The following is a 21,745-nucleotide window of genomic DNA, read 5'->3' as shown; positions in this document are numbered from 1 at the left end:
GTATGCGCATACGCGCACTGGTCGCCATCGTTGGGCTGCTGCTGACAACGGTGACCGTTGACGCTCTGGCCGTCACTCAAGTCAAGAGCATGCGCCTGTGGCGCGCGCCCGACAACACGCGGCTGGTCTTCGACCTGTCTGGCCCCGTGCAGCACAGCGTCTTCACCCTGAGCGCACCTGATCGCCTGGTTATCGACATCAATGGCGCGACCTTGGCCGCGCCACTGAACGTGGCAACCTCCAATACGCCGATCAGCAGCGTGCGTTCGGCCCAGCGCACCCCGACCGACCTGCGCGTGGTGGTCGACCTGAAAAAGTCGGTCACCCCCAAAAGCTTCACCCTGGCGCCCAATGCCCAGTACGGCAACCGCCTGGTGGTCGACCTGTACGACCAGGAAGCCGACGCCGTCGCGGCCAGCGCGCCGCCTCCGGCACCGGTACCAACGCCTGCAACCACGCCTGCTACCACCCCGGCAGTGCCGGTGACCCCGGCCCAGCCCGCCATCAAGCTGCCGCCGGTACCCAGCGGCAAGCGTGACATCGTGGTTGCCATCGACGCCGGCCACGGCGGCGAAGACCCGGGTGCGTCCGGCTCGCGTGGCCAGCATGAAAAAGACATCGTGCTGCAGATCGCCAAGGAACTGCAGCGCCAGATCAACAGCGAAAAAGGCTTCCGGGCCGAGCTGACCCGTACTGGCGACTACTTTATCCCGCTGCGCAAGCGCACGGAAATCGCCCGCAAGAAGGGGGCCGACCTGTTCATCTCGATCCATGCCGACGCCGCGCCATCCCGCGCCGCCTTTGGTGCCTCGGTGTTCGCCCTGTCCGACCGCGGCGCCACCTCCGAGACCGCGCGCTGGCTGGCCGACACGGAAAACCGTTCCGACCTGATCGGTGGTGCCGGTAACGTCAGCCTCGACGACAAGGACCGCATGCTGGCCGGCGTGCTGCTCGACCTGTCGATGACCGCCACGCTCAGCTCCAGCCTCAATGTCGGGCAGAAGGTGCTGGGCAACATGGGCCGCATTACCTCGTTGCACAAGCAGCGGGTGGAACAGGCCGGCTTCATGGTACTGAAGTCGCCGGATATCCCGTCGATCCTCGTTGAAACCGGGTTCATCTCGAACAACAACGAAGCCGCCAAGCTGGCCACCGCCAGCCATCAGCAGGCCCTGGCTCGCTCGATCCACACCGGTGTGCGTCAGTACTTCCAGCAGAACCCGCCGCCTGGCACCTATATCGCCTGGCTGCGCGACACCGGCAAGATCGCCGCCGGGCCGCGTGAGCACACGGTGCGCCCTGGCGAAACCCTGGCGATGCTCGCCGTGCGCTATCAGGTCAGCGCGGCCAGCCTGCGTAGCACCAACGGCCTCAAGACCGATGAGCTCAAGGTTGGCCAGCGCCTCGATATCCCTGCCACCACATTGGCCTCGCAATGAGTGGTGGTTCGCGCATCCAGCTGCTCAGCCCGCGGCTGGCCAACCAGATTGCCGCCGGCGAGGTTGTCGAGCGGCCGGCCTCTGTCGCCAAGGAATTGCTGGAGAACAGCCTGGACTCCGGCGCCCGGCGTATCGACGTGGAGGTGGAGCAGGGCGGCGTCAAGCTGTTGCGGGTGCGGGACGATGGCAGCGGCATTTCCGCCGATGACCTGCCGCTGGCCCTGGCCCGTCACGCCACCAGCAAGATCCGCGAGCTGGAAGACCTCGAAGGGGTATTGAGCCTGGGCTTCCGGGGTGAGGCCCTGGCCTCGATCAGCTCGGTGGCGCGCCTGACCCTGACTTCGCGTACCGCCAGCGCTACCGAAGCCTGGCAGGTGGAAACCGAAGGCCGTGACATGACCCCGCGGGTGCAGCCGGCGGCGCACCCGGTGGGTACTTCGGTGGAAGTGCGCGACCTGTTCTTCAACACCCCGGCCCGGCGCAAGTTCCTCAAGGCCGAGAAGACCGAATTCGATCACCTGCAGGAAGTGATCCGGCGCCTGGCGCTGGCGCGCTTCGATGTCGGCTTCCACCTGCGCCACAACGGCAAGAGCATCCTCAGCCTGCACGAGGCCCACGATGAAACTGCCCGTGCGCGGCGAGTGGGCGCCATCTGTGGCCCGGGCTTCATGGAGCAGGCGCTGCCGATCGACGTGGAACGCAACGGCCTGCGCCTGTGGGGCTGGGTCGGCCTGCCAACCTTCTCGCGCAGCCAGGCAGACCTGCAGTACTTCTTCGTCAACGGCCGTGCGGTGCGCGACAAGCTGGTCGCCCATGCCGTGCGTCAGGCCTACCGCGATGTGCTGTTCAATGGCCGGCACCCGACCTTCGTGCTGTTCCTGGAGCTGGAGCCCAACGGCGTCGACGTCAACGTGCACCCGACCAAGCACGAAGTGCGTTTCCGCGAGGGGCGCTCGGTGCACGATTTCCTGTATGGCACCCTGCATCGCGCCCTGGCCGATGTGCGCCCGGAAGACCAGTTGGCGGCGCCTGCCGCCGTGCCCGAGATGGTCCGCCCCACCGGCCAGCAGGCTGGTGAGTTCGGCCCCCAGGGCGAAATGCGCCTGGCCTCGCCGGTGCTCGAGCAGCCGCGTGCCCCGCAGCAGTCGTTTTCCAATGGCGGCAGTGGCGCGGGTTACCAATACCAGTACACCCCGCGCCCTTCGCAGCCGCTGCCGGCCGCCGAGGCACAGGCGGTGTATCGCGAGTTTTACAAACCGCTGGATGAAGGCGCGGCGCCGACGACGGCGTTGCCCGAAAGCCAGGGTGACATTCCCCCGCTGGGCTACGCGCTTGCGCAGCTCAAGGGCATCTACATCCTGGCCGAGAACGCCATCGGCCTGGTGCTGGTGGACATGCACGCCGCTCACGAGCGCATCATGTACGAGCGCCTGAAGGTGGCCATGGCCAGCGAAGGCCTCAGCGGCCAGCCGCTGCTGGTACCCGAGACCCTGGCCTTGAGCCAGCGTGAAGCAGACTGCGCCGAAGAGCATGCGCAGTGGTTCCAGCGGCTGGGCTTCGAACTGCAGCGCCTGGGCCCCGAGACCCTGGCCATTCGCCAGATCCCAGCTTTGCTCAAGCAGGCGGAGGCCAACCGGCTGGTGCAGGATGTACTCGCCGACCTGATGGAATACGGCACCAGCGACCGTATCCAGGCGCACCTCAACGAGCTGCTCGGTACCATGGCCTGTCACGGTGCCGTGCGCGCCAACCGGCGCCTGGCGATCCCCGAGATGAACGCCCTGCTGCGTGATATGGAAAACACCGAGCGCAGCGGCCAGTGCAACCATGGTCGCCCCACCTGGACCCAGATGGGCCTGGACGACCTGGACAAACTCTTCCTGCGCGGTCGATGAAATGAGCGGCAAGCCCCCTGCAATATTCCTGATGGGCCCGACAGCGGCCGGCAAGACCGACCTGGCCATCGAGCTGACCAAAGTACTGCCCTGTGAGCTGATCAGCGTCGATTCGGCGCTGGTTTACCGCGGCATGGATATCGGTTCGGCCAAGCCGTCGAAAGAAATCCTCGCCGCTCACCCGCACCGGTTGATCGATATTCGCGACCCCGCCGAAAGCTATTCGGCTGCGCAGTTCCGTACCGATGCCCTGGAGGCCATGGCCGAAATCACCGCGCGCGGGAAAATCCCGCTGCTGGTGGGCGGCACCATGCTCTATTACAAGGCGTTGATCGATGGCCTTGCCGACATGCCGGCGGCCGATGCCGCGGTGCGTGCCGAGCTGGAGGCCCAGGCCGAAGCCCTGGGCCTGGCCGAGTTGCACCGCCAGTTGGCCGAGGTCGACCCCGAGTCGGCGGCGCGTATCCACCCCAACGATCCGCAGCGGCTGATCCGGGCTCTGGAGGTGTACCGGGTGAGCGGCGAGAGCATGACTGCACATCGCCAACGTCAATTCGCGGAAAGTCGCGGCGCAGACGCAGGCGCTGGCGGGCATTTGCCCTATACTGTCGCGAGTTTGGCGATTGCTCCTACAGATCGTCACATTTTGCATCATCGAATTGCGTTACGATTTTCACAGATGCTGGAACAGGGCTTTGTCGACGAGGTCCGATCGCTGCGAGCCAGAAGTGACTTGCACGCCGGGCTGCCGTCTATACGGGCAGTGGGGTATCGGCAGGTCTGGGACTACCTCGACGGCAAGCTGACTGAGAATGAGATGCGTGAGCGCGGTATCATTGCTACCAGGCAGTTGGCCAAGCGGCAGTTCACATGGTTGCGTGGCTGGCCTGAAGTACACTGGCTTGACAGCCTGGCCTGCGACAATCTGTCCCGCACCTTGAAATACCTTGGGGCCATCTCCATATTGGGCTGAGTCCCTGCTGATTGCCGTCTATTCTTGCGAAGGGGCGGCCTAATTTATCGATTTTCTTGATTTTCTATTATTTATCCTTACAGGAGTGCGGCATATGTCAAAAGGGCATTCGCTACAAGACCCTTACTTGAACACCTTGAGAAAAGAAAAGGTCCCGGTATCCATCTACCTGGTCAACGGCATCAAACTGCAGGGTTCGATCGAGTCCTTCGACCAGTTCGTGGTACTGCTGAAGAACACCGTCAGCCAGATGGTCTACAAGCACGCCATCTCGACTGTGGTTCCTGCCCGTCCGGTTCGTCTGCCAAGCCCGTCCGATTCCGAACACGGCGACAGCGAGCCAGGCAACGCCTGATAGGAGCCTGCATTGTTCTTTGAGCGCCACGGTGGTGGTGAGCGGGCGTTGCTCGTTCACTTGGAAGGTCAGAACCCTGAGGCGCGCGAAGACCCGCAGGAGTTCCAGGAGCTTGCATTGTCGGCCGGTGCCGACATCGTCTCGCTGGTCACGGTGGCAAGGCATCAGCCTTCCGCCAAATACCTGATTGGCAGTGGCAAGGTCGAAGAGTTGCACGACCTGGTCCATGCCGAACAGGTAGACCTGGTGATTTTCAATCACACCCTCACGCCCAGTCAGGAGCGCAACCTTGAACGTGTGTTCGAGTGTCGTGTGCTCGACCGTACCGGGCTGATCCTCGATATCTTCGCCCAAAGGGCGCGTACCCATGAAGGCAAGCTGCAGGTCGAACTGGCCCAGCTCGAGCACATGAGCACGCGGCTGGTGCGCGGCTGGACCCACCTTGAGCGTCAGAAGGGTGGTATCGGCCTGCGCGGCCCGGGTGAAACCCAGCTGGAAACCGACCGCCGCCTGTTGCGGGTGCGCATTCGCCAGATCAAGTCACGCCTGGAGAAGGTGCGCAGCCAGCGCGAGCAGGCGCGCCGCGGGCGCAAGCGCGCGGATATCCCGTCGGTGTCGCTGGTGGGTTATACCAACGCCGGCAAGTCCACACTGTTCAACGCCCTGACCGAATCCGAGGTGTATGCCGCGGACCAGTTGTTCGCCACCCTCGACCCGACCCTGCGCCGGCTCGAGCTGAACGACCTGGGGCCGATCGTGCTGGCCGACACCGTGGGCTTCATTCGCCACCTGCCACACAAGCTGGTCGAAGCATTTCGGGCTACGCTCGAAGAGTCGAGCAACTCCGACTTGCTGCTGCATGTGATCGACGCCCATGAGCCGGAGCGCATGGAGCAGATCGAGCAGGTACTGGCGGTGTTGGGCGAGATTGGTGCCGAAGGGTTGCCGATCCTTGAGGTGTATAACAAACTCGACTTGCTCGAAGATGTCGAGCCGCAGATCCAGCGCAATGCCGATGGCAAGCCGGAACGGGTCTGGGTATCGGCACGCGATGGGCGTGGCCTGGAGCTGGTCGGCCAGGCGATTGCCGAGTTGCTGGGGGATGATCTGTTTGTCGGTACCCTGTGTCTGGAGCAGCGTTTTGCCCGCTTGCGCGCGCAATTCTTTGCCCTGGGTGCCGTGCAGAGTGAAGAGCATGATGAAGAAGGGCGCAGCCTGCTGAGCGTGCGACTGCCCATGGTCGAACTGAATCGCCTGGTCAGCCGCGAAGGCATGGAGCCGCAAGTGTTTGTCGAGCAACACACTTTGCAATAAATGCTCGTCGAGGTCGCCGGGCAGCAGTGACAGGCATTCTGTAGCATTGGACGGCGCGCCGTGGGCGCGTCTTTGCTTTATCAGATGGAGAGCGCTATGGCTTGGAACGAGCCGGGTGGCAACTCGAACAATCAGGATCCCTGGGGCGGCCGCCGGAATGGCGGTGGCGGCGGTGGTGACAAGAAAGGTCCACCGGACCTGGACGAGGCCTTCCGCAAATTGCAGGACAGCCTGAACGGCATGTTCGGCAGTGGCAAGAAACGTGGCGGCGGTGACCGCAATGTCGGCAAGGGCGGTGGCCTGGGCCTGCTGGGCATCGGCCTGGCGGTGCTGGCTGCAATCTGGCTGTACAGCGCCGTGTATGTGGTCGACGAGCAGGAGCAGGCTGTGGTGCTGCGCTTCGGCAAGTACTATGAGACGGTCGGTCCCGGCCTGAACATCTACTTCCCGCCGATCGATCGCAAGTACATGGAGAACGTCACGCGCGAGCGTGCCTATACCAAGCAGGGTCAGATGCTGACCGAAGACGAGAACATCGTCGAGGTGCCGCTGACCGTCCAGTACAAGATCAGCAACCTGCAGGACTTCGTGCTCAACGTCGACCAGCCTGAGGTCAGCCTGCAGCACGCGACCGAGAGTGCCCTGCGCCACGTGGTGGGTTCCACCTCGATGGACCAGGTGCTGACCGAAGGCCGCGAGCAGATGGCCGTGGATATCCGCGAACGCCTGCAACGCTTCCTCGACACCTACCGTACCGGTATCACTGTTACCCAGGTCAACGTCCAGAGCGCGGCAGCCCCGCGTGAAGTGCAGGAAGCCTTCGACGACGTGATCCGTGCCCGCGAAGATGAGCAGCGTGCCCGCAACCAGGCCGAGTCCTACGCCAATGGCGTGGTGCCGGAGGCCCGTGGTCAGGCGCAGCGTATCATCGAGGACGCCAACGGTTACCGCGACGAAGTCATCGCCCGCGCCAAGGGTGAGGCCGACCGCTTCACCAAGCTGGTCGCCGAGTACCGCAAGGCACCTGACGTGACCCGTCAGCGTCTGTACCTGGAGACCATGCAAGAGGTCTACAGCAATTCGAGCAAGGTCATGGTGGCAACCAAGGACGGGCAGAACAACCTGCTCTACCTGCCGCTGGACAAGATGGTCGAAGGCAGCCGCAACCCGTCCGCGCCGACCACTGGCGTGTCGCCATCGGTCAACGATGCGGCCGCCCGTGCGGCGCAGGACCTGCAACAGCAACAGCAGCCGCTGCGCACTAGGGAGAGCCGCTGATGAGCAACAGATCGCTGATCGCCCTGATCGCCGCCGTGGTTCTGGCCATCGTGGCCTGGAACAGCTTCTACATCGTGTCCCAGACCGAGCGTGCGGTACTGCTGCGCTTTGGTAAGGTGGTCCAGGCGGATGTCCAGCCGGGCATGCACGTGAAGATTCCGTACGTGAACCAGGTGCGCAAGTTCGACGCCCGCCTGATGACCCTCGACGCCCCGACCCAGCGGTTCCTGACCCTGGAGAAGAAAGCGGTGATGGTCGACGCTTACGCCAAGTGGCGCGTCAAGGACGCCGAACGCTTCTACACCGCCACGTCCGGCATGAAGCAGATCGCCGACGAGCGTCTGTCGCGTCGTCTGGAAAGCGGCCTGCGTGACCAGTTCGGTAAACGTACCCTGCACGAAGTGGTGTCCGGTGAACGTGATGCGTTGATGGCCGACATCACTGCATCGCTGAACCGCATGGCCGCCAAGGAGCTGGGTATCGAGGTGGTCGACGTGCGCGTCAAGGCCATCGACCTGCCGAAGGAAGTCAACCGCAGCGTGTTCGACCGCATGAGCACCGAGCGTGAGCGTGAAGCCCGCGAGCACCGCGCCAAGGGTAACGAGCTGGCTGAAGGTATCCGTGCCGATGCCGACCGTCAGCGCCGTGTATTGCTGGCTGAGGCCTATCGCGAAGCAGAGGAAACCCGCGGTGACGGCGACGCCCAGGCGGCCGCCATCTACGCCAAGGCCTACACTCAGGACCCTGATTTCTACGCGTTCTACCGTAGCCTGCAGGCGTACCGCGAGAGCTTCTCGAGCAAGAGCGACGTGCTGGTCCTGGATCCGAAGAACGAGTTCTTCCGCTTCCTGGACAAGAGCAGGCCGTGATGCTCAGGCCCTGATTTTCATGCAGCGGCGCCCCGCCCGGCAGCTAAAACACCAGGCGGGGTGCATCCTGAATGAAAAGGGGTGTATGATGAGGTAGCCGGGAAATTTCCCGGCTTTTTTGCGTCTGCAAGGTTGATTGGCAAACCGCCAGTTGACGGTTTGGTCAGGTCGCAAGGCAATTCGAGGGTGTCGGGTACGGTGGCTGCGCTGGGATCAGTGCTGCCCGCTGCTGTGCGCGATACCGGCTTTACTGACGGCTCGCCTGCTTGGCAAGCCGCCCGGACCAGAGGGGAAATGGCGTAATGGCAACGGTAGACCGCTGGCTGCTGCCAGATGGCATCGAGGAAGTACTGCCACCTGAGGCTGCGCGCATCGAGATCGCGCGCCGCCAGGTGTTGGACCTGTTCCAGAGTTGGGGCTACGAACTGGTCGTCACCCCGCATATCGAGTACCTGGAGTCGCTGCTTACCGGCGCCGGCCAGGACCTGGACCAGCGCACCTTCAAGGTAGTGGACCCGCAGTCCGGCCGCCTGATGGGCTTCCGCGCCGACTTCACCCCGCAGGTGGCGCGCATCGACGCCCACACCTTGCGCCGTGAAGGCCCTAGCCGCCTGTGCTATGCCGGCAGCGTGCTGCATGCCCAGCCGCGAGCCCTGTCCACCTCGCGCAGCCCGATCCAGCTGGGCGCCGAGCTGTACGGCGACGCCAGCCCCACCAGCGATGTCGAAGTCATCAGCCTGATGCTCGCCACGCTGCAACTGACCGATGTGCCGGATGTGCACATGGACCTTGGCCATGTCGGTATCTACCGCGGCCTGGCCCGTGCTGCCGGCCTGTCCGGTGCGGTCGAGCAGCAGCTGTTCGACGCCCTGCAGCGCAAGGCCGTAGATGAAGTGCAGGTACTGACCGCCGACCTGCCGAAGGACCTGGGCAACATGCTGCGCGCGCTGGTCGAACTGTGCGGTGGCCGCGAAGTGCTGGCCGAAGCCCGTGTGCGCCTGGGGCGTGCCCCGGCCAGCGTGCTGGCGGCGCTGGACGACCTGCTGGCGATCGCCGATCGCCTGGCGGCGCGCTTCCCGGACCTGCCGCTGTACTTCGACCTCGGCGAGCTGCGCGGTTACCACTATCACACGGGCGTGGTGTTCGCTGTGTTCGTGCCGGGCGAAGGTCAATCGATCGCCCAGGGCGGGCGCTATGACGACATCGGTGCCGACTTTGGCCGGGCCCGCCCGGCAACCGGTTTCTCCACGGATTTGAAGACCCTGGTCACACTGGGGCGAGCGGAGGTCGTATTGCCAACTGGCGGCATCTGGATGCCGGACAGTGGCGACGCGGCCCTCTGGCAGCAAGTCTGCCAGTTGCGCAACGAGGGCCAGCGTGTGGTCCAGGCCTTGCCTGGCCAGCCGTTGAGTGCTGCTCTCGAGGCGGATTGTGATCGGCAATTGATTCAGCAAGACGGGCGCTGGCAGGTTCTGCCGCTGGCCCAGTGAGTTTCTGCGCCGGCAGTAGGCCGGCAACCAAGTTTGCGTGAATGAGGACCAATGTAATGGGTAAGAATGTCGTCGTCCTGGGCACCCAGTGGGGTGATGAGGGCAAAGGCAAGATCGTCGATCTGCTGACCGAACATGCTGCCGCCGTAGTGCGCTACCAAGGTGGCCACAACGCGGGTCACACCCTGGTGATCAACGGTGAAAAGACCGTTCTGCACCTGATTCCGTCCGGTATCCTGCGTGAAGGCGTACAGTGCCTGATCGGCAACGGCGTGGTCGTTGCCCCGGATGCCCTGATGCGTGAAATCACCAAGCTGGAAGAGAAGGGCGTACCGGTGCGCGAGCGCCTGCGCATCAGCCCGGCCGCGCCGCTGATCCTGTCGTACCACGTTGCCCTGGACCAGGCCCGCGAAAAAGCCCGTGGCGAAGCCAAGATCGGCACCACCGGCCGTGGTATCGGCCCAGCCTACGAAGACAAGGTCGCACGCCGCGGCCTGCGCGTGGGCGACCTGTTCCACCGCGAGCGTTTCGCCGCCAAGCTGGGTGAGCTGCTGGACTACCACAACTTCCAGCTGGTGAATTACTACAAAGAGCCGGCCATCGACTTCCAGCAGACCCTGGACGAATGCATGGCCTACGCCGAACAGCTCAAGCCGATGATGCTCGACGTCACCGCCGAGCTGCACAACCTGCGTCGTGCCGGCAAGGACATCATGTTCGAAGGTGCCCAGGGCTCGCTGCTGGACATCGACCACGGTACCTACCCGTACGTCACCAGCTCCAACACCACTGCTGGCGGTATCTCCACTGGCTCCGGCGTTGGCCCGATGTACCTGGACTACATCCTGGGTATCACCAAGGCCTACACCACTCGCGTGGGTTCCGGTCCGTTCCCGACCGAACTGTTCGACGAGACTGGCGCGACCCTGGCCAAGCGTGGCCATGAGTTCGGTTCCACCACCGGCCGTGCCCGCCGTTGCGGCTGGTTCGATGCCGTGATCCTGCGCCGCGCCATCGACGTCAACAGCATCTCGGGCATCTGCCTGACCAAGCTGGACGTACTGGACGGCCTGGAAACCATCAACATCTGCGTTGGCTACAAGAACGAGAACGGTGCCGTCATCGACGCGCCTTCCGATGCCGACAGCTACATCGGCCTGGAGCCGGTGTACGAAGAGATGCCAGGCTGGAGCGAATCGACCCTGGGCGTGAAAACCCTGGAAGAACTGCCAGCTAACGCTCGCGCCTACATCAAGCGCATCGAAGCGCTGATCGGCGCGCCGATCGACATCATCTCCACCGGCCCGGACCGCAACGAGACCATCGTGCTGCGTCATCCGTTCGCCTGATCTGCCTTTCAGGCTGATCTGACGCCGTGGCCCTGAAAGGGGCTGCGGCGTTTTAATTTGTGCTTTCCTGTACTGGCCTCTTCGCGGGCTTGCCCGCGAAGAGGCCAGTACAGGAAAACCCATTGCTGAAGCTTGGCACTTATCCCTGCTGCCCCCGGCACAACCCTTGCTGTAAGAAGTTTCTGAAGATGCCATCAAAATAGTGGCGCCAGAAAACACGAGGGTTTCACCGTGTCTGCCATTCTCTCACTGTTACGAAGCCGCCTTTTGCGGCCTGTGTTTGTTGCCCTTGGTATCGCTCTTTTGGTGCAGGTGCTGGTCGCCGTTGCGCTTACCCGAAGCACGGTCACCGCCCTGGAGGCCGACCTGGGCGAACGCCTGGGCAATGACAGCCGCCAACTCGCCGGTGAACTGGAGCAAGCCGGGCAAGATGTGCGCTCTGGTCTCGACGGCCTCTCCAGCAGTACCCGCCAGCGCCTGAGCGCAGGCTTGTCGGCACGCCTGCAAAGTGAGCAGCAGCAACTGCGCAGCACGCTGGAAAAGAACCTCAAGGACTCTGCCAACGACATGGCCGAGCTGCTGGCCTCGGTCGCCCCACGGGCGATCTGGGACAACGACGTGCCGGTGCTCTCCGACTTCGCCCGGCGTGCCCAGCGCAACCCCAACGTGCTGTTCGTGATTTACGACGATGCCCAGGGCCAGCACCTGACCCGCTACCTGAACCGGCAAAACCCGATCAACCAGGCATTGATGGACAAGGGCCAGGGCGAGCGTGCGCTGGACAAGGTGATCGACGCGGCCCGGCGCGACCCGGCGGTGTACTTCGTCGAGGCCTCGATCAACCCCAATGGTGCAGAAATCGGTAAGGTGGTGATGGGCGTTTCCACTGCCGGCATCGATCAGGAGCTCAAGGCCCTCGACCAGCGCTTTGCTGCCCTGATCGCCAGCGGCGAGCAATTGGTCGGCGACAGCCTGGTCGGTGCTGCGGCAGGCAGTGGTAAGACCCTGCGCGAGCGCCTGGAGAAGGCACAGGGTAGTGCTGCCGCGATGCAGGCCAATACCGCGCAGACTGTGCGCGACGCCGCCGCCGAACTGCGTTGGCGCATCGGCCTGGGCCTGGTGCTGGTCGGCCTCGGTGTGTTGCTGGTGGTGGCCGTGGTGCTTGGTCGCCGGGTGCTGAGCAAGCTGCGCCTGCTGATTGCCGCCCTCGACGACCTGGCGGCTGGCGAAGGCGACCTGACCAAGCGCGTGCCCCTCGATAGCCGCGACGAAATTGGCGACATGGCTTCGGCGGTGAACCGCTTTGTCGACAAGTTGCAGCCGATCGTGCGAGAGGCGGGCGAGGTGGCGCAGCGCACCGGCGTTGAGATTGGCGCGATGGCCCAGCGCAATGCCGGCGCCGATGCTGCCGCTGCGCTGCAACGCGATGAAGTGGCGGCCAGCCTGCGTGACCTTTCGAGCATGGCCGACGAGGCTCAGGCTGAAAGCCATGCGATGCAGGCAGCCCTGCAGCAGGTGGTGGATATCCGCCAGGCGACTGACGAGAACAGTCGCACCTCGACCCAACTTGCCGGTTTGATCGAGAACCTGGCCGGGCAGGTGGATACCGGCTCCCAGGTGATCGAGCGCTTGGCCAAGCAGAGCGAGCAGATCGAAGTGGTGCTGACGGTGATCCACGGTATTGCCGAGCAGACCAACCTGCTGGCCTTGAACGCCGCCATTGAAGCAGCCCGTGCTGGTGAAACCGGGCGCGGGTTTGCCGTGGTGGCCGATGAGGTGCGGGCGCTGGCGAGCAAGACGCAAAGCTCCACGGGTGATATCCAGGCGCATATCGCCGCGTTGCAGAAGGGCGCCAAGGAGGCCGTGGCCACCATCAGTCAGGCAGGGCTAAAGGCCAGCGAGGGGCTTCTGGTGTTGCGTGATAACGAGCGCCGCCAGCAGTCGGTGCAGGCGGCAGTGGAGCAAGTACACGCAGCCATCGGCCTGGCCACTCGGGCGGCCGAGCAGCAGGCGAGCGGGGCGCAGGCCGTGCGTGGACGGGTGGAAACCATACACGCCCAGGCCGAACGCTCGGCCGAGGTGGTGATGCAGACCACCGCCAGCAGCAAGGTGCTGGATGAGCTGGCGTCGCAGCTACGGGCGAGCCTGGGCCAATTCAGGGCCTGACCGGATCATTGTGGGAGCGGGCGTGCCCGCGAAGCAGGCGACACGGTGGATGGCACCGGCTTCGCCGGTGTTCGCGGCGGTTCGACGCCTCGACATGCCCGCTCCCACATCGATCGCGATACAGGTCCTTACCTCAGTGGGCAGTGTTGCTATGATGGCAACGAAACATGGCAAACGGAGTTGTTCATGTCAGCCCAACTGGTCGCCGCCCCGGCCGCCCTGGATTTCCTTCATTGCGACAGCGTGCATGTCAGTACGCCAATGACCGCCCTCCAGGCCTACTGCGCCATGACCTCGGATATTCCCGGCTGGCTGGCCCAGGCCTTCCGCCTGCGCGATTTCATCTCGCGCCGCTTCAATGTCACTCCTATTCATGGTTTCTCAGCGCGCAGCCCCGAACGCTCGCCGGCAGTAGGAGAGCATCTGGACTTTTTCCTTGTCGAGGCAATCAGCGACCAGCAATTGGTCCTGACCTCGCGTGACACGCACCTGGCGGTGATGGTGAGCATGGATCTGGATGAGCAGAGGAATGGCCGGCAGCGTTTGAGTGTGACCACCTCGGTGCAGTGCTTCAACCGCTTCGGCCGCCTCTACATGCTGCCGGTCGGCAAAGCCCATGGGCCGATTGTGCGCCGCATGCTGCGTAACATCTGATGGCCTCATCGCCGGCAAGCCAGCTCCCACAGGTACTGCACAGGCCTTAAGGCGGCGCGGTATCTGTGGGGGCTGGCTTGCCGGCGATGAAGGCGAGGCGGATCAAGCCTTGTTCAGATACATCCGCGTAGTCAGCAGATATACCGGCAACCCCGAAACCACAATCAGCAACGCCGCATAAGGCGCCGCCGCCGCGAACTCGACGTTGGCCGTATGCGCCCACACCTCTGTGGCCAGGGTGGTCATGCCGGTCGGGCTGAGCAGCAAGGTGGCAGTCAACTCCTTCATGGCGTCCAGGAACACCAGGGCGAAGGCTGCCGCCATGGCTGGGAAGATGATCGGCAGGGTCACCCGGCAGAACGCGGCAAAGCTGCCTGCGCCCAGCGTGCGCGCGGCCTCTTCCAGCGTTGGCGAAGCCTTGTTCAGTGCGGTGCGCACCGGCGACTGCGCCAGCGGCAGGAACAGCAGCGCATAGGCCAGCAGCAACAGTGCCGTGGTCTGGTACAGCGCCGGCACGTAATGCAGGGCGAAGAACACCAGGGTCAGGGCAATCACCAGGCCTGGCAGGGCGTGCAACAGGTATGGCAGGCGCTCGGCCCAAATTGCCAGGCGGCCCTTGTAGCGCACCACCAGGAAGCTGATTGGCAGGGCTAGCAGCACGCAGAAACCGGCCCCCCCCAGCGACACCGACAGCGAGGTGAGCAGCGCCTTGGAAATGGCTGCCACAGGGAATGCCGCCGATGAACCCACGCTCAACCAGTAGCCGAGCATGGCCAGCGGAATACCGCTGCCCAACACCGCCAGGCCCACGCAGAACAGTTGCGCCAGCACTGCCCAGCCACGCAGCCGCACCGGTTGTGCTCGCCGCGCCACACCCTGGCCGATGCGCACATGGCGTGCTTTGCCACGTACCCGCAGTTCAAGCCACAGCATCACCAGGCACATCGCCAACAGTACGGCGGACAGCATGGCCGCGTTGGCATTGCTGAACTCCAGTTCGAACTGCTGGTAAATCGCCGTGGTGAAGGTTTGCAAGCCGAGGATCGACAAGGCGCCGAACTCCACCAGCATGTGCAGGGCGATCAGCAGCGCGCCGCCCAGCATCGATGGCCACAGCAGCGGCAGGGTGACCTTGATGAATACGCCCCAGCGGCTGCAGCCCAGCGTACGTGCCGATTCCTCCAGCGAGGTATCGAGGTTGCGCAGGGTTGCCGCCACCGGCAGGAACACCAGCGGGTACTTGGACAGGGCCATGACCATGATTGCCCCGCCCAGCCCTTCGAAGTCCGAGCTCAGCGACACCCAGGTGAAGCTGCTGACGAACGACGGCACGGCGAACGGCAGGCACAGCACCACGCCCCACAACCGACGGCCGGCCAGGTTGCTGCGCTCCAGCAGCCAGGCCAGGGCCATGCCGACCACCATGCAGGTCAGTGTCACCCCGGCCATCAACATCAGGGTGTTGCGCATCAGCCCCCAGACAAACGGCCGCCACAGCAGGTGCAAGGCTTCGCGCCAGCCGGCTTCCCAGGCTTTCATGGCAACGTACAGCAATGGCAGCAAGCTCATGGCCACCAGGAACAGCACAGGTAGCACCACCCAGATCGAGGGGCGCTTGCGGCTCGGCACGAAGCGTGCCGGCACCGGCTCGGACAGGGCGGCAGTCATCAGAGCAGGCCGACCTCGCGCTCAAGCTCGATCGCTTCCTCGGCATTGCCCAGGTCAGCTGGCGAGATCTTCGGCGGGCGCAGGTCTTCGAACGGCTTCAGGCCACGGTCGGAGACCATGCCTTTATGCAGCGGGTACTCGGCTGTGGTCTGTGTGATCACGCGCTGGCCCTCTTCGCTGGCCATCCAGTTGAGCAGGGCCTGGGCTTCTTTCGGGTGCTTGCTGGCCTTGACCACGGCTGCGCCAGAGATGGTGACCAGGTTGCCGGCATCGCCGTCGGTCAGGTAGTAGAGCTTGGTGTCCAGCTTGCCGCGCTCGCGCTCAAGCGCATACCAGTAGTAGTTGTTCACCAGTACCGCAGCCACTTCGCCTTTTTCCACGGCTTTGAGGGCAACCATGTTGTTGGTGTAGGGCTTGCCGAATGCCTTCAGGCCGGTCAGCCATTCTTCGGTGGCTTCTCGCCCGTGCATCTTCAGGATGGCCACGGCCTGCTCCTGGAAGGCGCCGCTGGTAGGCACATAGCCGACGCGCCCTTCCCACTCGGGGTTGGCGAAGTCCATCACTGTGGTCGGCAGGTCTTTCTCGTCGACCTTCTTCGGGTTGAACACGACGATGCGCGTACGGGCGGTGATGCCCATCCAGGTGCCGTTGGCGCCAACGTACTCCTTGGGCATCATGTTCGCGGTGGCGTCGTCGATTTTCGCCAGCAGGCCCAGCTCGCCCAGGTTGTTCAGGGGAGGGGACTCTTCGGTATAGATGATGTCGGCCGGCGAGCGTTCGCCTTCCTCGATGATCTGGCTGGCCAGCTGGTTGCTGCTGCCCTTGCGGATATCGATATGAATGCCGGTCTTGGCCTCGTAGGCCTGGGCGATGGCTTCGCCGATTTCCTTGTGCTGACCGTTGTACATGGTCAGGGTGACCGGTGCGTCTGCCATGGCGGCCGGAGCGCCGATGGCCAGGCTCAGCACGGCGGCGGCCAAGGTACGCATCAGCGGTTGCGGGCGGATCGTCATGCGGGTACTTCCTCGCTTACGGCTACATATTTGGAAACAATGGTAAACGAAATCGTTTCTCAAGTGGCCGGGTGACGAGAAATTCATGGTCGGATTGCCTTGGGCCTTTTTGCGCCTGTGAGATCGAGCGCCGCCCGCGCGGCGCATCGCGGCTAAAGCCGCTCCTACATTTGTTGCAACGTGCCGAACCTGTTACGCCATGGTTGCCAGCCCTGGCTCATGACTTGAACCATGCAAACAAGGCTGACAACCATGGCTTCACAGGCATGGCCACGTTGCAACAAATGTAGGAGCGAATTTATTCGCGATGCGCCGCGCGGGCGGCGCTCGATCTCATAGACGCCAGAGCAGTCCGGGCAGGCGAGGAGGGAGAGACAAAAATCGCAGGCAAGAAAAAACCCACTAGCAAGCTAGTGGGTTTTTGTATGGTGCCCAGGAGAAGACTCGAACTTCCACGGCCGTTAAGCCACTGATACCTGAAACCAGCGCGTCTACCAATTCCGCCACCTGGGCAAAGCTTTACATCATCTGGAGAAGGCGACTATCGTTCGCTTTCACACAGTAGTAACAGATCCTTGGTCATCTGTTACTTGAAAATATTTGGTGCCCAGGAGAAGACTCGAACTTCCACGGCCGTTAAGCCACTGATACCTGAAACCAGCGCGTCTACCAATTCCGCCACCTGGGCACACATTCGAGATTACTTGATGCTTTACAGCGCCGCTCATCTCTACTACAACTTCGGGGTTGTCCGTCGTTGTGGTGCGCACTATACGGACGGTCCGGGAGGCTGTAAACCCCCCAAGCGAAAAAAAATTCAAAAAATTCAACTTGTTGATTCCGCAGGCCTATTCCGGCTCGCCGGAGACGCCGGTGGGGCTGTCCAAGGCTGACATTTCCGGTTTCAATACGCCTATGCCAGAATTCCTATCTATATACCCCAAGGTGAACCCCTTCTGATGGCCGATTGGCAATCCCTCGATCCCGAGGCCGCTCGCGAAGCGGAAAAATACGACAACCCTATTCCCAGCCGTGAGCTGATCCTGCAGCGCCTTGCCGACCGTGGCGAACCGGCCGCACGCGAGGAACTGGCGGCCGAGTTCGGTCTGTACGACGAAGACCAGATCGAAGCCCTGCGCCGCCGCCTGCGTGCCATGGAGCGCGATGGCCAGCTTATCTATACCCGGCGCGGCACTTATGCCCCGGTAGACAAGCTGGACCTGATCTGCGGCCGCGTCTCCGGTCACCGCGACGGTTTCGGCTTCCTTATTCCGGACGACGGCAGCGAAGACCTGTTCCTCAGCCCGTCGCAGATGCGCCTGGTGTTCGACGGCGACCGCGGCCTGGCCCGCGTCTCTGGCGTCGACCGCCGTGGCCGCCGCGAAGGCGTGCTGGTCGAAATCATCTCCCGTGCCCACGAAAGCGTGGTCGGCCGTTACTTCGAAGAAGGCGGTATCGGCTACGTGACTCCGGACAACCCGAAGATCCAGCAGGAAGTGCTGGTCACCGCCGGGCGCAACGGCGGCGCCAAGATCGGCCAGTTCGTCGAGATCAAGATCACTCACTGGCCGACTCCGCGCTTCCAGCCGCAGGGCGATGTGGTCGAGGTTATCGGCAACTACATGGCGCCGGGCATGGAAATCGACGTAGCCCTGCGCAGCTACGATATCCCGCACGTCTGGCCCAAGGACGTGATCAAGGAAGCGCGCAAGTTCCGCTCCGAAGTCGAAGAGAAGGACAAGGAGAAGCGCGTCGACCTGCGCCACCTGCCGTTCGTCACCATCGACGGCGAGGACGCCCGCGACTTTGACGACGCCGTGTATTGCGAGCCACTGGGCAAGCTGCGACTGTTCTCCGGTGGCTGGCGCCTTTATGTGGCCATCGCCGACGTGTCCAGCTACGTGCGCCTGGGCTCGGCCCTGGATGTCGAGGCCCAGCAGCGCGGCAACTCGGTGTACTTCCCCGAGCGCGTGGTGCCGATGCTCCCCGAAGAGCTGTCCAACGGCCTGTGCTCGCTGAACCCGCATGTCGATCGCCTGGCCATGGTCTGCGAAATGACCATGAACAAAGCCGGCCAGATGGTCGACTACCAGTTCTACGAAGGTGTCATCCACTCCCACGCCCGCCTGACCTACAACAAGGTCAGCAGCATGCTCGAGCACTCCCGCACCCGTGAGGGCAAGGCGCTGCGCGAGGAGTACAAGGCAGTCGTGCCGGACCTGAAGAACCTGTACAACCTGTACAAGGTGCTGCTGGATGCCCGTCACGCCCGGGGTGCCATCGACTTCGAAACCCAGGAAACCCGTATCATCTTCGGTGACGAGCGCAAGATCGCGGAAATCCGCCCGACCGTGCGCAACGATGCCCACAAGCTGATCGAGGAATGCATGCTGGCGGCCAACGTGGCCACTGCCGAGTTCCTGCAGAAGCACGGCGTGCCGGCCCTGTACCGTGTGCACGACGGTCCGCCGCCGGAGCGCCTGGAAAAGCTGCGCGCCTTCCTGGGCGAACTGGGCCTGACCCTGCACAAGGGCAAGGACCCGTCGCCGAAGGATTACCAGGCACTGCTGGCGAGCATCGCCGGGCGCCCGGACTTCCACCTGATCCAGACCGTGATGCTGCGTTCGCTGAGCCAGGCGGTGTACAGCACCGACAACAACGGCCACTTCGGTCTGAACTACGAGGCGTACACCCACTTCACCTCGCCGATCCGCCGTTACCCGGACCTGCTGGTGCACCGCGCCATCCGTAGCATCATCCGTTCCAAGGTGGATACCCCGCACGTCAAGCGTGCCGGCGCCATGAGCATCCCCAAGGCGCGCATCTACCCATACGACGAGAACACTCTGGAGCAACTCGGCGAGCAGTGCTCGATGACTGAGCGCCGGGCCGATGAAGCCACCCGTGACGTGGTCAACTGGCTCAAGTGCGAGTTCATGAAGGACCGCGTGGGCGAGACCTTCCCGGGTGTGATCACCGCGGTGACCGGTTTCGGCCTGTTCGTGGAACTGACCGATATCTATGTGGAAGGCCTGGTGCATGTCAGTGCGCTGCCGGGTGACTACTACCACTTCGATCCGGTGCACCACCGCCTGTCCGGCGAGCGTACCGGGCGCAGCTTCCGCCTGGGTGACACCATCGAAGTCAAGGTCATGCGTGTTGACCTCGACGAGCGCAAGATCGACTTCGAAGTGTCGGAGAAAACCCTCGCTGCGCCGATTGGCCGCAAGCAGCGTGGCGCTGCGCCAGCCGCCGAGCAGCCCGCGCAGGCACCGGTCGAGGCCAAGGCTACGCCGAAACCACGCAGCCGCAAGAGCGAAACCGCCGAGGCATACTTCCCGAAAGATGCCGTGCAGCGTAACGCCGAAGTGCGCAAGAGCCGCGAAATGAAGAAGGCGCTGATGAGCGAGGCGCGCAGCGGCGGCCATGCCAGCAGCAAGTCGGACAAGGGCGGCAAGTCGTCCGGCAAGCCGACCAAGCACCGTAAAGGCCCGCCGAAGTCCGGTGCGCCACGCAAGAGCAAGAGCAAGTCATGAGTCAGCTGGAAAAGATCTACGGTGTGCACGCCGTGCAGGCATTGCTGCAGCACCATCCGAAGCGGGTCAAACAGATCTGGCTGTCGGAAGGGCGCAGCGAGCCACGTCTCGAAACGTTGCTGGCGCTGGCTGCGGAGAACCGCGTGCCGGTCGGCCAGGCCGAGCGTCGTGAGCTGGATGCCTGGGTAGAAGGCGTGCACCAGGGCGTGGTCGCCGAGGTGAGCCCGAGCCAGGTGTGGGGCGAGTTGATGCTCGAGGAGTTGCTCGAGCGCACCGAAACACCACCGCTGATTCTGGTGCTGGATGGTGTGACCGACCCGCACAACCTTGGCGCCTGCCTGCGTACCGCCGATGCCGCCGGTGCCACGGCAGTGGTGGTGCCCAAGGACAAGTCCGCGACCCTGACGCCGGTTGTGCGCAAGGTGGCCTGCGGCGCGGCGGAGGTGATCCCGCTGGTGGCCGTGACCAACCTGGCGCGCACCCTGGAAAAGCTGCAGCAGCGTGGCCTGTGGGTGGTGGGTACCGCCGGCGAGGCCGAGCAGGAGATCTACCAGCAAGACCTGACCGGGCCGCTGGTGATGATCATGGGGGCGGAAGGCAAGGGCATGCGCCGGCTGACCCGCGAGCATTGCGATTTTTTGGTGAAGTTGCCGATGGGCGGTAGCGTCAGCAGCCTGAACGTGTCGGTGGCGACTGGCGTGTGCCTGTTCGAGGCTGTGCGTCAGCGTCAGGCCAAGCGCTGATCTTCGGCCTGTACCGGCCTCTTCGCGGGTAAACCCGCTCCCACAGGGATCGCACAAGGCCTGAGCCCTGTGGGGTACCTGTGGGAGCGGGTTTACCCGCGAAAGGGCCGGCAGTCTGTAATGTGTTTCAGGCTGTTCAAATATTCACCAATCACCTTGCTTGTACGCCTCGCCTTCTCTACAATTGCGCCCCTTGCCGAGCTGGCAGGCGCTCAGGTGCCTCCCCTCCGTGCAAGACATACAGTGTCATTCACTCCTTGTCTGACCAGATTTACTGGCAGACTACTAACCCGTAAGGAGCATTCATGCGTCATTACGAAATCATCTTCCTGGTTCACCCGGACCAGAGCGAACAAGTCGGCGGCATGGTTGAGCGTTACACCAAGCTGATCGAAGAAGATGGTGGCAAGATCCACCGCCTGGAAGACTGGGGCCGTCGTCAACTGGCCTACGCAATCAACAATGTTCACAAGGCTCACTACGTGATGCTGAACGTTGAGTGCACCGGCAAGGCCCTGGCCGAGCTGGAAGACAACTTCCGCTACAACGATGCCGTTATCCGTAACCTGGTCATCCGTCGCGACGAAGCCGTTACCGGCCAGTCCGAGATGCTGAAGGCTGAAGAAAACCGCAGCGAGCGCCGTGAGCGTCGTGAGCGTCCTGAGCATGCTGAATCCGCCGACGGCGACGACAGCAATGACAGCGACTCCAGCGATAACGCTGACGAGTAATCCACGGACCTTTAGAGGAGCCTATTAAATGGCACGTTTCTTCCGTCGTCGTAAATTCTGCCGCTTCACTGCTGAAGACGTGAAAGAGATCGACTTCAAAGATCTCAACACCCTGAAAGCTTACGTATCCGAAACCGGCAAGATCGTTCCAAGCCGTATCACCGGTACCAAAGCTCGTTATCAGCGTCAGCTGGCTACCGCTATCAAGCGCGCCCGCTTCCTGGCCCTGCTGCCCTACACCGACAGCCACGGCCGCTGAGACCGGGTCGTCG

General features: G+C 63.3%; 17 protein-coding genes, 2 tRNA genes and 1 pseudogene. 16 read left to right on the top strand and 4 right to left on the bottom strand.

Features of this window, described 5'->3' with window-relative positions; translation table 11 throughout:
• The first annotated feature begins 2 nt into the window (after positions 1-2).
• The 12 genes and pseudogenes from A4C63_RS06090 (at position 3) to A4C63_RS06040 (ending at position 13,782) form a co-directional block, all read left to right on the top strand.
• Positions 3-1,439 carry an N-acetylmuramoyl-L-alanine amidase gene (locus A4C63_RS06090; protein ID WP_063911928.1) on the top strand — a complete coding sequence of 479 codons (1,437 nt, stop codon included), beginning with the start codon at positions 3-5 and terminating at the stop codon, positions 1,437-1,439.
• The gene (gene mutL / locus A4C63_RS06085; RefSeq protein WP_063911927.1) at positions 1,436-3,334 is read left to right on the top strand and encodes a DNA mismatch repair endonuclease MutL; all 1,899 of its coding nucleotides are present in this window, start codon (positions 1,436-1,438) and stop codon (positions 3,332-3,334) included. The genes A4C63_RS06090 and mutL overlap by 4 nt, the downstream gene beginning before the upstream one ends.
• Before the next feature lies 1 nt (position 3,335).
• Positions 3,336-4,307, top strand: coding sequence for a tRNA (adenosine(37)-N6)-dimethylallyltransferase MiaA (gene miaA / locus A4C63_RS06080; protein ID WP_063911926.1), 972 nt, complete (start codon positions 3,336-3,338; stop codon positions 4,305-4,307).
• A gap of 94 nt (positions 4,308-4,401) precedes the next feature.
• Positions 4,402-4,662, top strand: a complete 261-nt coding sequence (hfq, locus tag A4C63_RS06075) for an RNA chaperone Hfq (protein ID WP_003258160.1) — start codon at positions 4,402-4,404, stop codon at positions 4,660-4,662.
• 12 nt (positions 4,663-4,674) lie between these two features.
• Positions 4,675-5,976: a ribosome rescue GTPase HflX gene (gene hflX / locus A4C63_RS06070; protein ID WP_015272005.1), complete on the top strand. Its 1,302-nt coding sequence runs from the start codon at positions 4,675-4,677 to the stop codon at positions 5,974-5,976.
• Positions 5,977-6,072: 96 nt separating this feature from the next.
• Positions 6,073-7,254, top strand: coding sequence for an FtsH protease activity modulator HflK (gene hflK, locus A4C63_RS06065; RefSeq protein ID WP_063911925.1), 1,182 nt, complete (start codon positions 6,073-6,075; stop codon positions 7,252-7,254).
• Positions 7,254-8,123: a protease modulator HflC gene (gene hflC, locus A4C63_RS06060; RefSeq protein WP_063911924.1), complete on the top strand. Its 870-nt coding sequence runs from the start codon at positions 7,254-7,256 to the stop codon at positions 8,121-8,123. The genes hflK and hflC overlap by 1 nt, the downstream gene beginning before the upstream one ends.
• Before the next feature lie 302 nt (positions 8,124-8,425).
• Positions 8,426-9,613, top strand: coding sequence for an ATP phosphoribosyltransferase regulatory subunit (locus A4C63_RS06055; RefSeq protein ID WP_063911923.1), 1,188 nt, complete (start codon positions 8,426-8,428; stop codon positions 9,611-9,613).
• Positions 9,614-9,669: 56 nt separating this feature from the next.
• Entirely contained in the window at positions 9,670-10,962 is a 1,293-nt protein-coding gene (locus tag A4C63_RS06050) for an adenylosuccinate synthase (protein WP_063911922.1), read from the top strand.
• A 567-nt stretch (positions 10,963-11,529) separates the two neighbouring features.
• Positions 11,530-12,222 (top strand): annotated as a pseudogene (locus tag A4C63_RS27000) (methyl-accepting chemotaxis protein); the annotation flags it as partial.
• Between the two features lie 21 nt (positions 12,223-12,243).
• Entirely contained in the window at positions 12,244-13,128 is an 885-nt protein-coding gene (locus A4C63_RS26995) for a methyl-accepting chemotaxis protein (RefSeq protein ID WP_371106036.1), read from the top strand.
• A gap of 186 nt (positions 13,129-13,314) precedes the next feature.
• The gene (locus tag A4C63_RS06040) at positions 13,315-13,782 is read left to right on the top strand and encodes a DUF2867 domain-containing protein (RefSeq protein WP_063911920.1); all 468 of its coding nucleotides are present in this window, start codon (positions 13,315-13,317) and stop codon (positions 13,780-13,782) included.
• Positions 13,783-13,884: 102 nt separating this feature from the next.
• On the opposite strand, the gene A4C63_RS06035 is transcribed toward A4C63_RS06040, so the two are convergent.
• From A4C63_RS06035 to A4C63_RS06020, 4 genes are all read right to left on the bottom strand, one after another.
• On the bottom strand, positions 13,885-15,450 hold the full coding sequence (locus A4C63_RS06035; RefSeq protein ID WP_063911919.1) for an iron ABC transporter permease: 1,566 nt from the start codon (positions 15,448-15,450) through the stop codon (positions 13,885-13,887).
• Positions 15,450-16,463: an extracellular solute-binding protein gene (locus A4C63_RS06030; RefSeq protein WP_063911918.1), complete on the bottom strand. Its 1,014-nt coding sequence runs from the start codon at positions 16,461-16,463 to the stop codon at positions 15,450-15,452. The genes A4C63_RS06035 and A4C63_RS06030 overlap by 1 nt, the downstream gene beginning before the upstream one ends.
• A 426-nt stretch (positions 16,464-16,889) precedes the next feature.
• A tRNA-Leu gene (locus tag A4C63_RS06025) sits at positions 16,890-16,976 on the bottom strand.
• Positions 16,977-17,064: 88 nt separating this feature from the next.
• A tRNA-Leu gene (locus tag A4C63_RS06020) sits at positions 17,065-17,151 on the bottom strand.
• A gap of 271 nt (positions 17,152-17,422) precedes the next feature.
• Here A4C63_RS06020 and rnr point away from each other — a divergent pair.
• The 4 genes from rnr (at position 17,423) to rpsR (ending at position 21,732) form a co-directional block, all read left to right on the top strand.
• Entirely contained in the window at positions 17,423-19,999 is a 2,577-nt protein-coding gene (gene rnr / locus A4C63_RS06015) for a ribonuclease R (RefSeq protein ID WP_063911917.1), read from the top strand.
• Positions 19,996-20,742, top strand: a complete 747-nt coding sequence (rlmB, locus tag A4C63_RS06010; RefSeq protein WP_063911916.1) for a 23S rRNA (guanosine(2251)-2'-O)-methyltransferase RlmB — start codon at positions 19,996-19,998, stop codon at positions 20,740-20,742. Before rnr ends, rlmB begins: the two co-directional genes overlap by 4 nt.
• Before the next feature lie 305 nt (positions 20,743-21,047).
• Positions 21,048-21,473, top strand: coding sequence for a 30S ribosomal protein S6 (gene rpsF / locus A4C63_RS06005; protein WP_013974420.1), 426 nt, complete (start codon positions 21,048-21,050; stop codon positions 21,471-21,473).
• 28 nt (positions 21,474-21,501) lie between these two features.
• Positions 21,502-21,732, top strand: a complete 231-nt coding sequence (rpsR, locus tag A4C63_RS06000; RefSeq protein ID WP_003249563.1) for a 30S ribosomal protein S18 — start codon at positions 21,502-21,504, stop codon at positions 21,730-21,732.
• Positions 21,733-21,745 lie beyond the last annotated feature (13 nt).

Origin of the sequence: Pseudomonas sp. p21 (assembly GCF_001642705.1) — a bacterium.
Classification (GTDB): domain Bacteria; phylum Pseudomonadota; class Gammaproteobacteria; order Pseudomonadales; family Pseudomonadaceae; genus Aquipseudomonas.
Note: the sequence above shows the minus strand (reverse complement) of the source record. Positions and strands in the feature narration are given on the sequence as shown.

Coding starts and splice junctions, on each gene's coding strand:
- A4C63_RS06090 (WP_063911928.1), top strand. CDS start 3: ATGCGCATACGCGCACTGGTCGCCATCGTTGGGCTGCTGCTGACAACG.
- mutL (WP_063911927.1), top strand. CDS start 1,436: ATGAGTGGTGGTTCGCGCATCCAGCTGCTCAGCCCGCGGCTGGCCAAC.
- miaA (WP_063911926.1), top strand. CDS start 3,336: ATGAGCGGCAAGCCCCCTGCAATATTCCTGATGGGCCCGACAGCGGCC.
- hfq (WP_003258160.1), top strand. CDS start 4,402: ATGTCAAAAGGGCATTCGCTACAAGACCCTTACTTGAACACCTTGAGA.
- hflK (WP_063911925.1), top strand. CDS start 6,073: ATGGCTTGGAACGAGCCGGGTGGCAACTCGAACAATCAGGATCCCTGG.
- hflC (WP_063911924.1), top strand. CDS start 7,254: ATGAGCAACAGATCGCTGATCGCCCTGATCGCCGCCGTGGTTCTGGCC.
- A4C63_RS06055 (WP_063911923.1), top strand. CDS start 8,426: ATGGCAACGGTAGACCGCTGGCTGCTGCCAGATGGCATCGAGGAAGTA.
- A4C63_RS06050 (WP_063911922.1), top strand. CDS start 9,670: ATGGGTAAGAATGTCGTCGTCCTGGGCACCCAGTGGGGTGATGAGGGC.
- A4C63_RS26995 (WP_371106036.1), top strand. CDS start 12,244: ATGGCTTCGGCGGTGAACCGCTTTGTCGACAAGTTGCAGCCGATCGTG.
- A4C63_RS06040 (WP_063911920.1), top strand. CDS start 13,315: ATGTCAGCCCAACTGGTCGCCGCCCCGGCCGCCCTGGATTTCCTTCAT.
- A4C63_RS06035 (WP_063911919.1), bottom strand. CDS start 15,450: ATGACTGCCGCCCTGTCCGAGCCGGTGCCGGCACGCTTCGTGCCGAGC.
- A4C63_RS06030 (WP_063911918.1), bottom strand. CDS start 16,463: ATGACGATCCGCCCGCAACCGCTGATGCGTACCTTGGCCGCCGCCGTG.
- rnr (WP_063911917.1), top strand. CDS start 17,423: ATGGCCGATTGGCAATCCCTCGATCCCGAGGCCGCTCGCGAAGCGGAA.
- rlmB (WP_063911916.1), top strand. CDS start 19,996: ATGAGTCAGCTGGAAAAGATCTACGGTGTGCACGCCGTGCAGGCATTG.
- rpsF (WP_013974420.1), top strand. CDS start 21,048: ATGCGTCATTACGAAATCATCTTCCTGGTTCACCCGGACCAGAGCGAA.
- rpsR (WP_003249563.1), top strand. CDS start 21,502: ATGGCACGTTTCTTCCGTCGTCGTAAATTCTGCCGCTTCACTGCTGAA.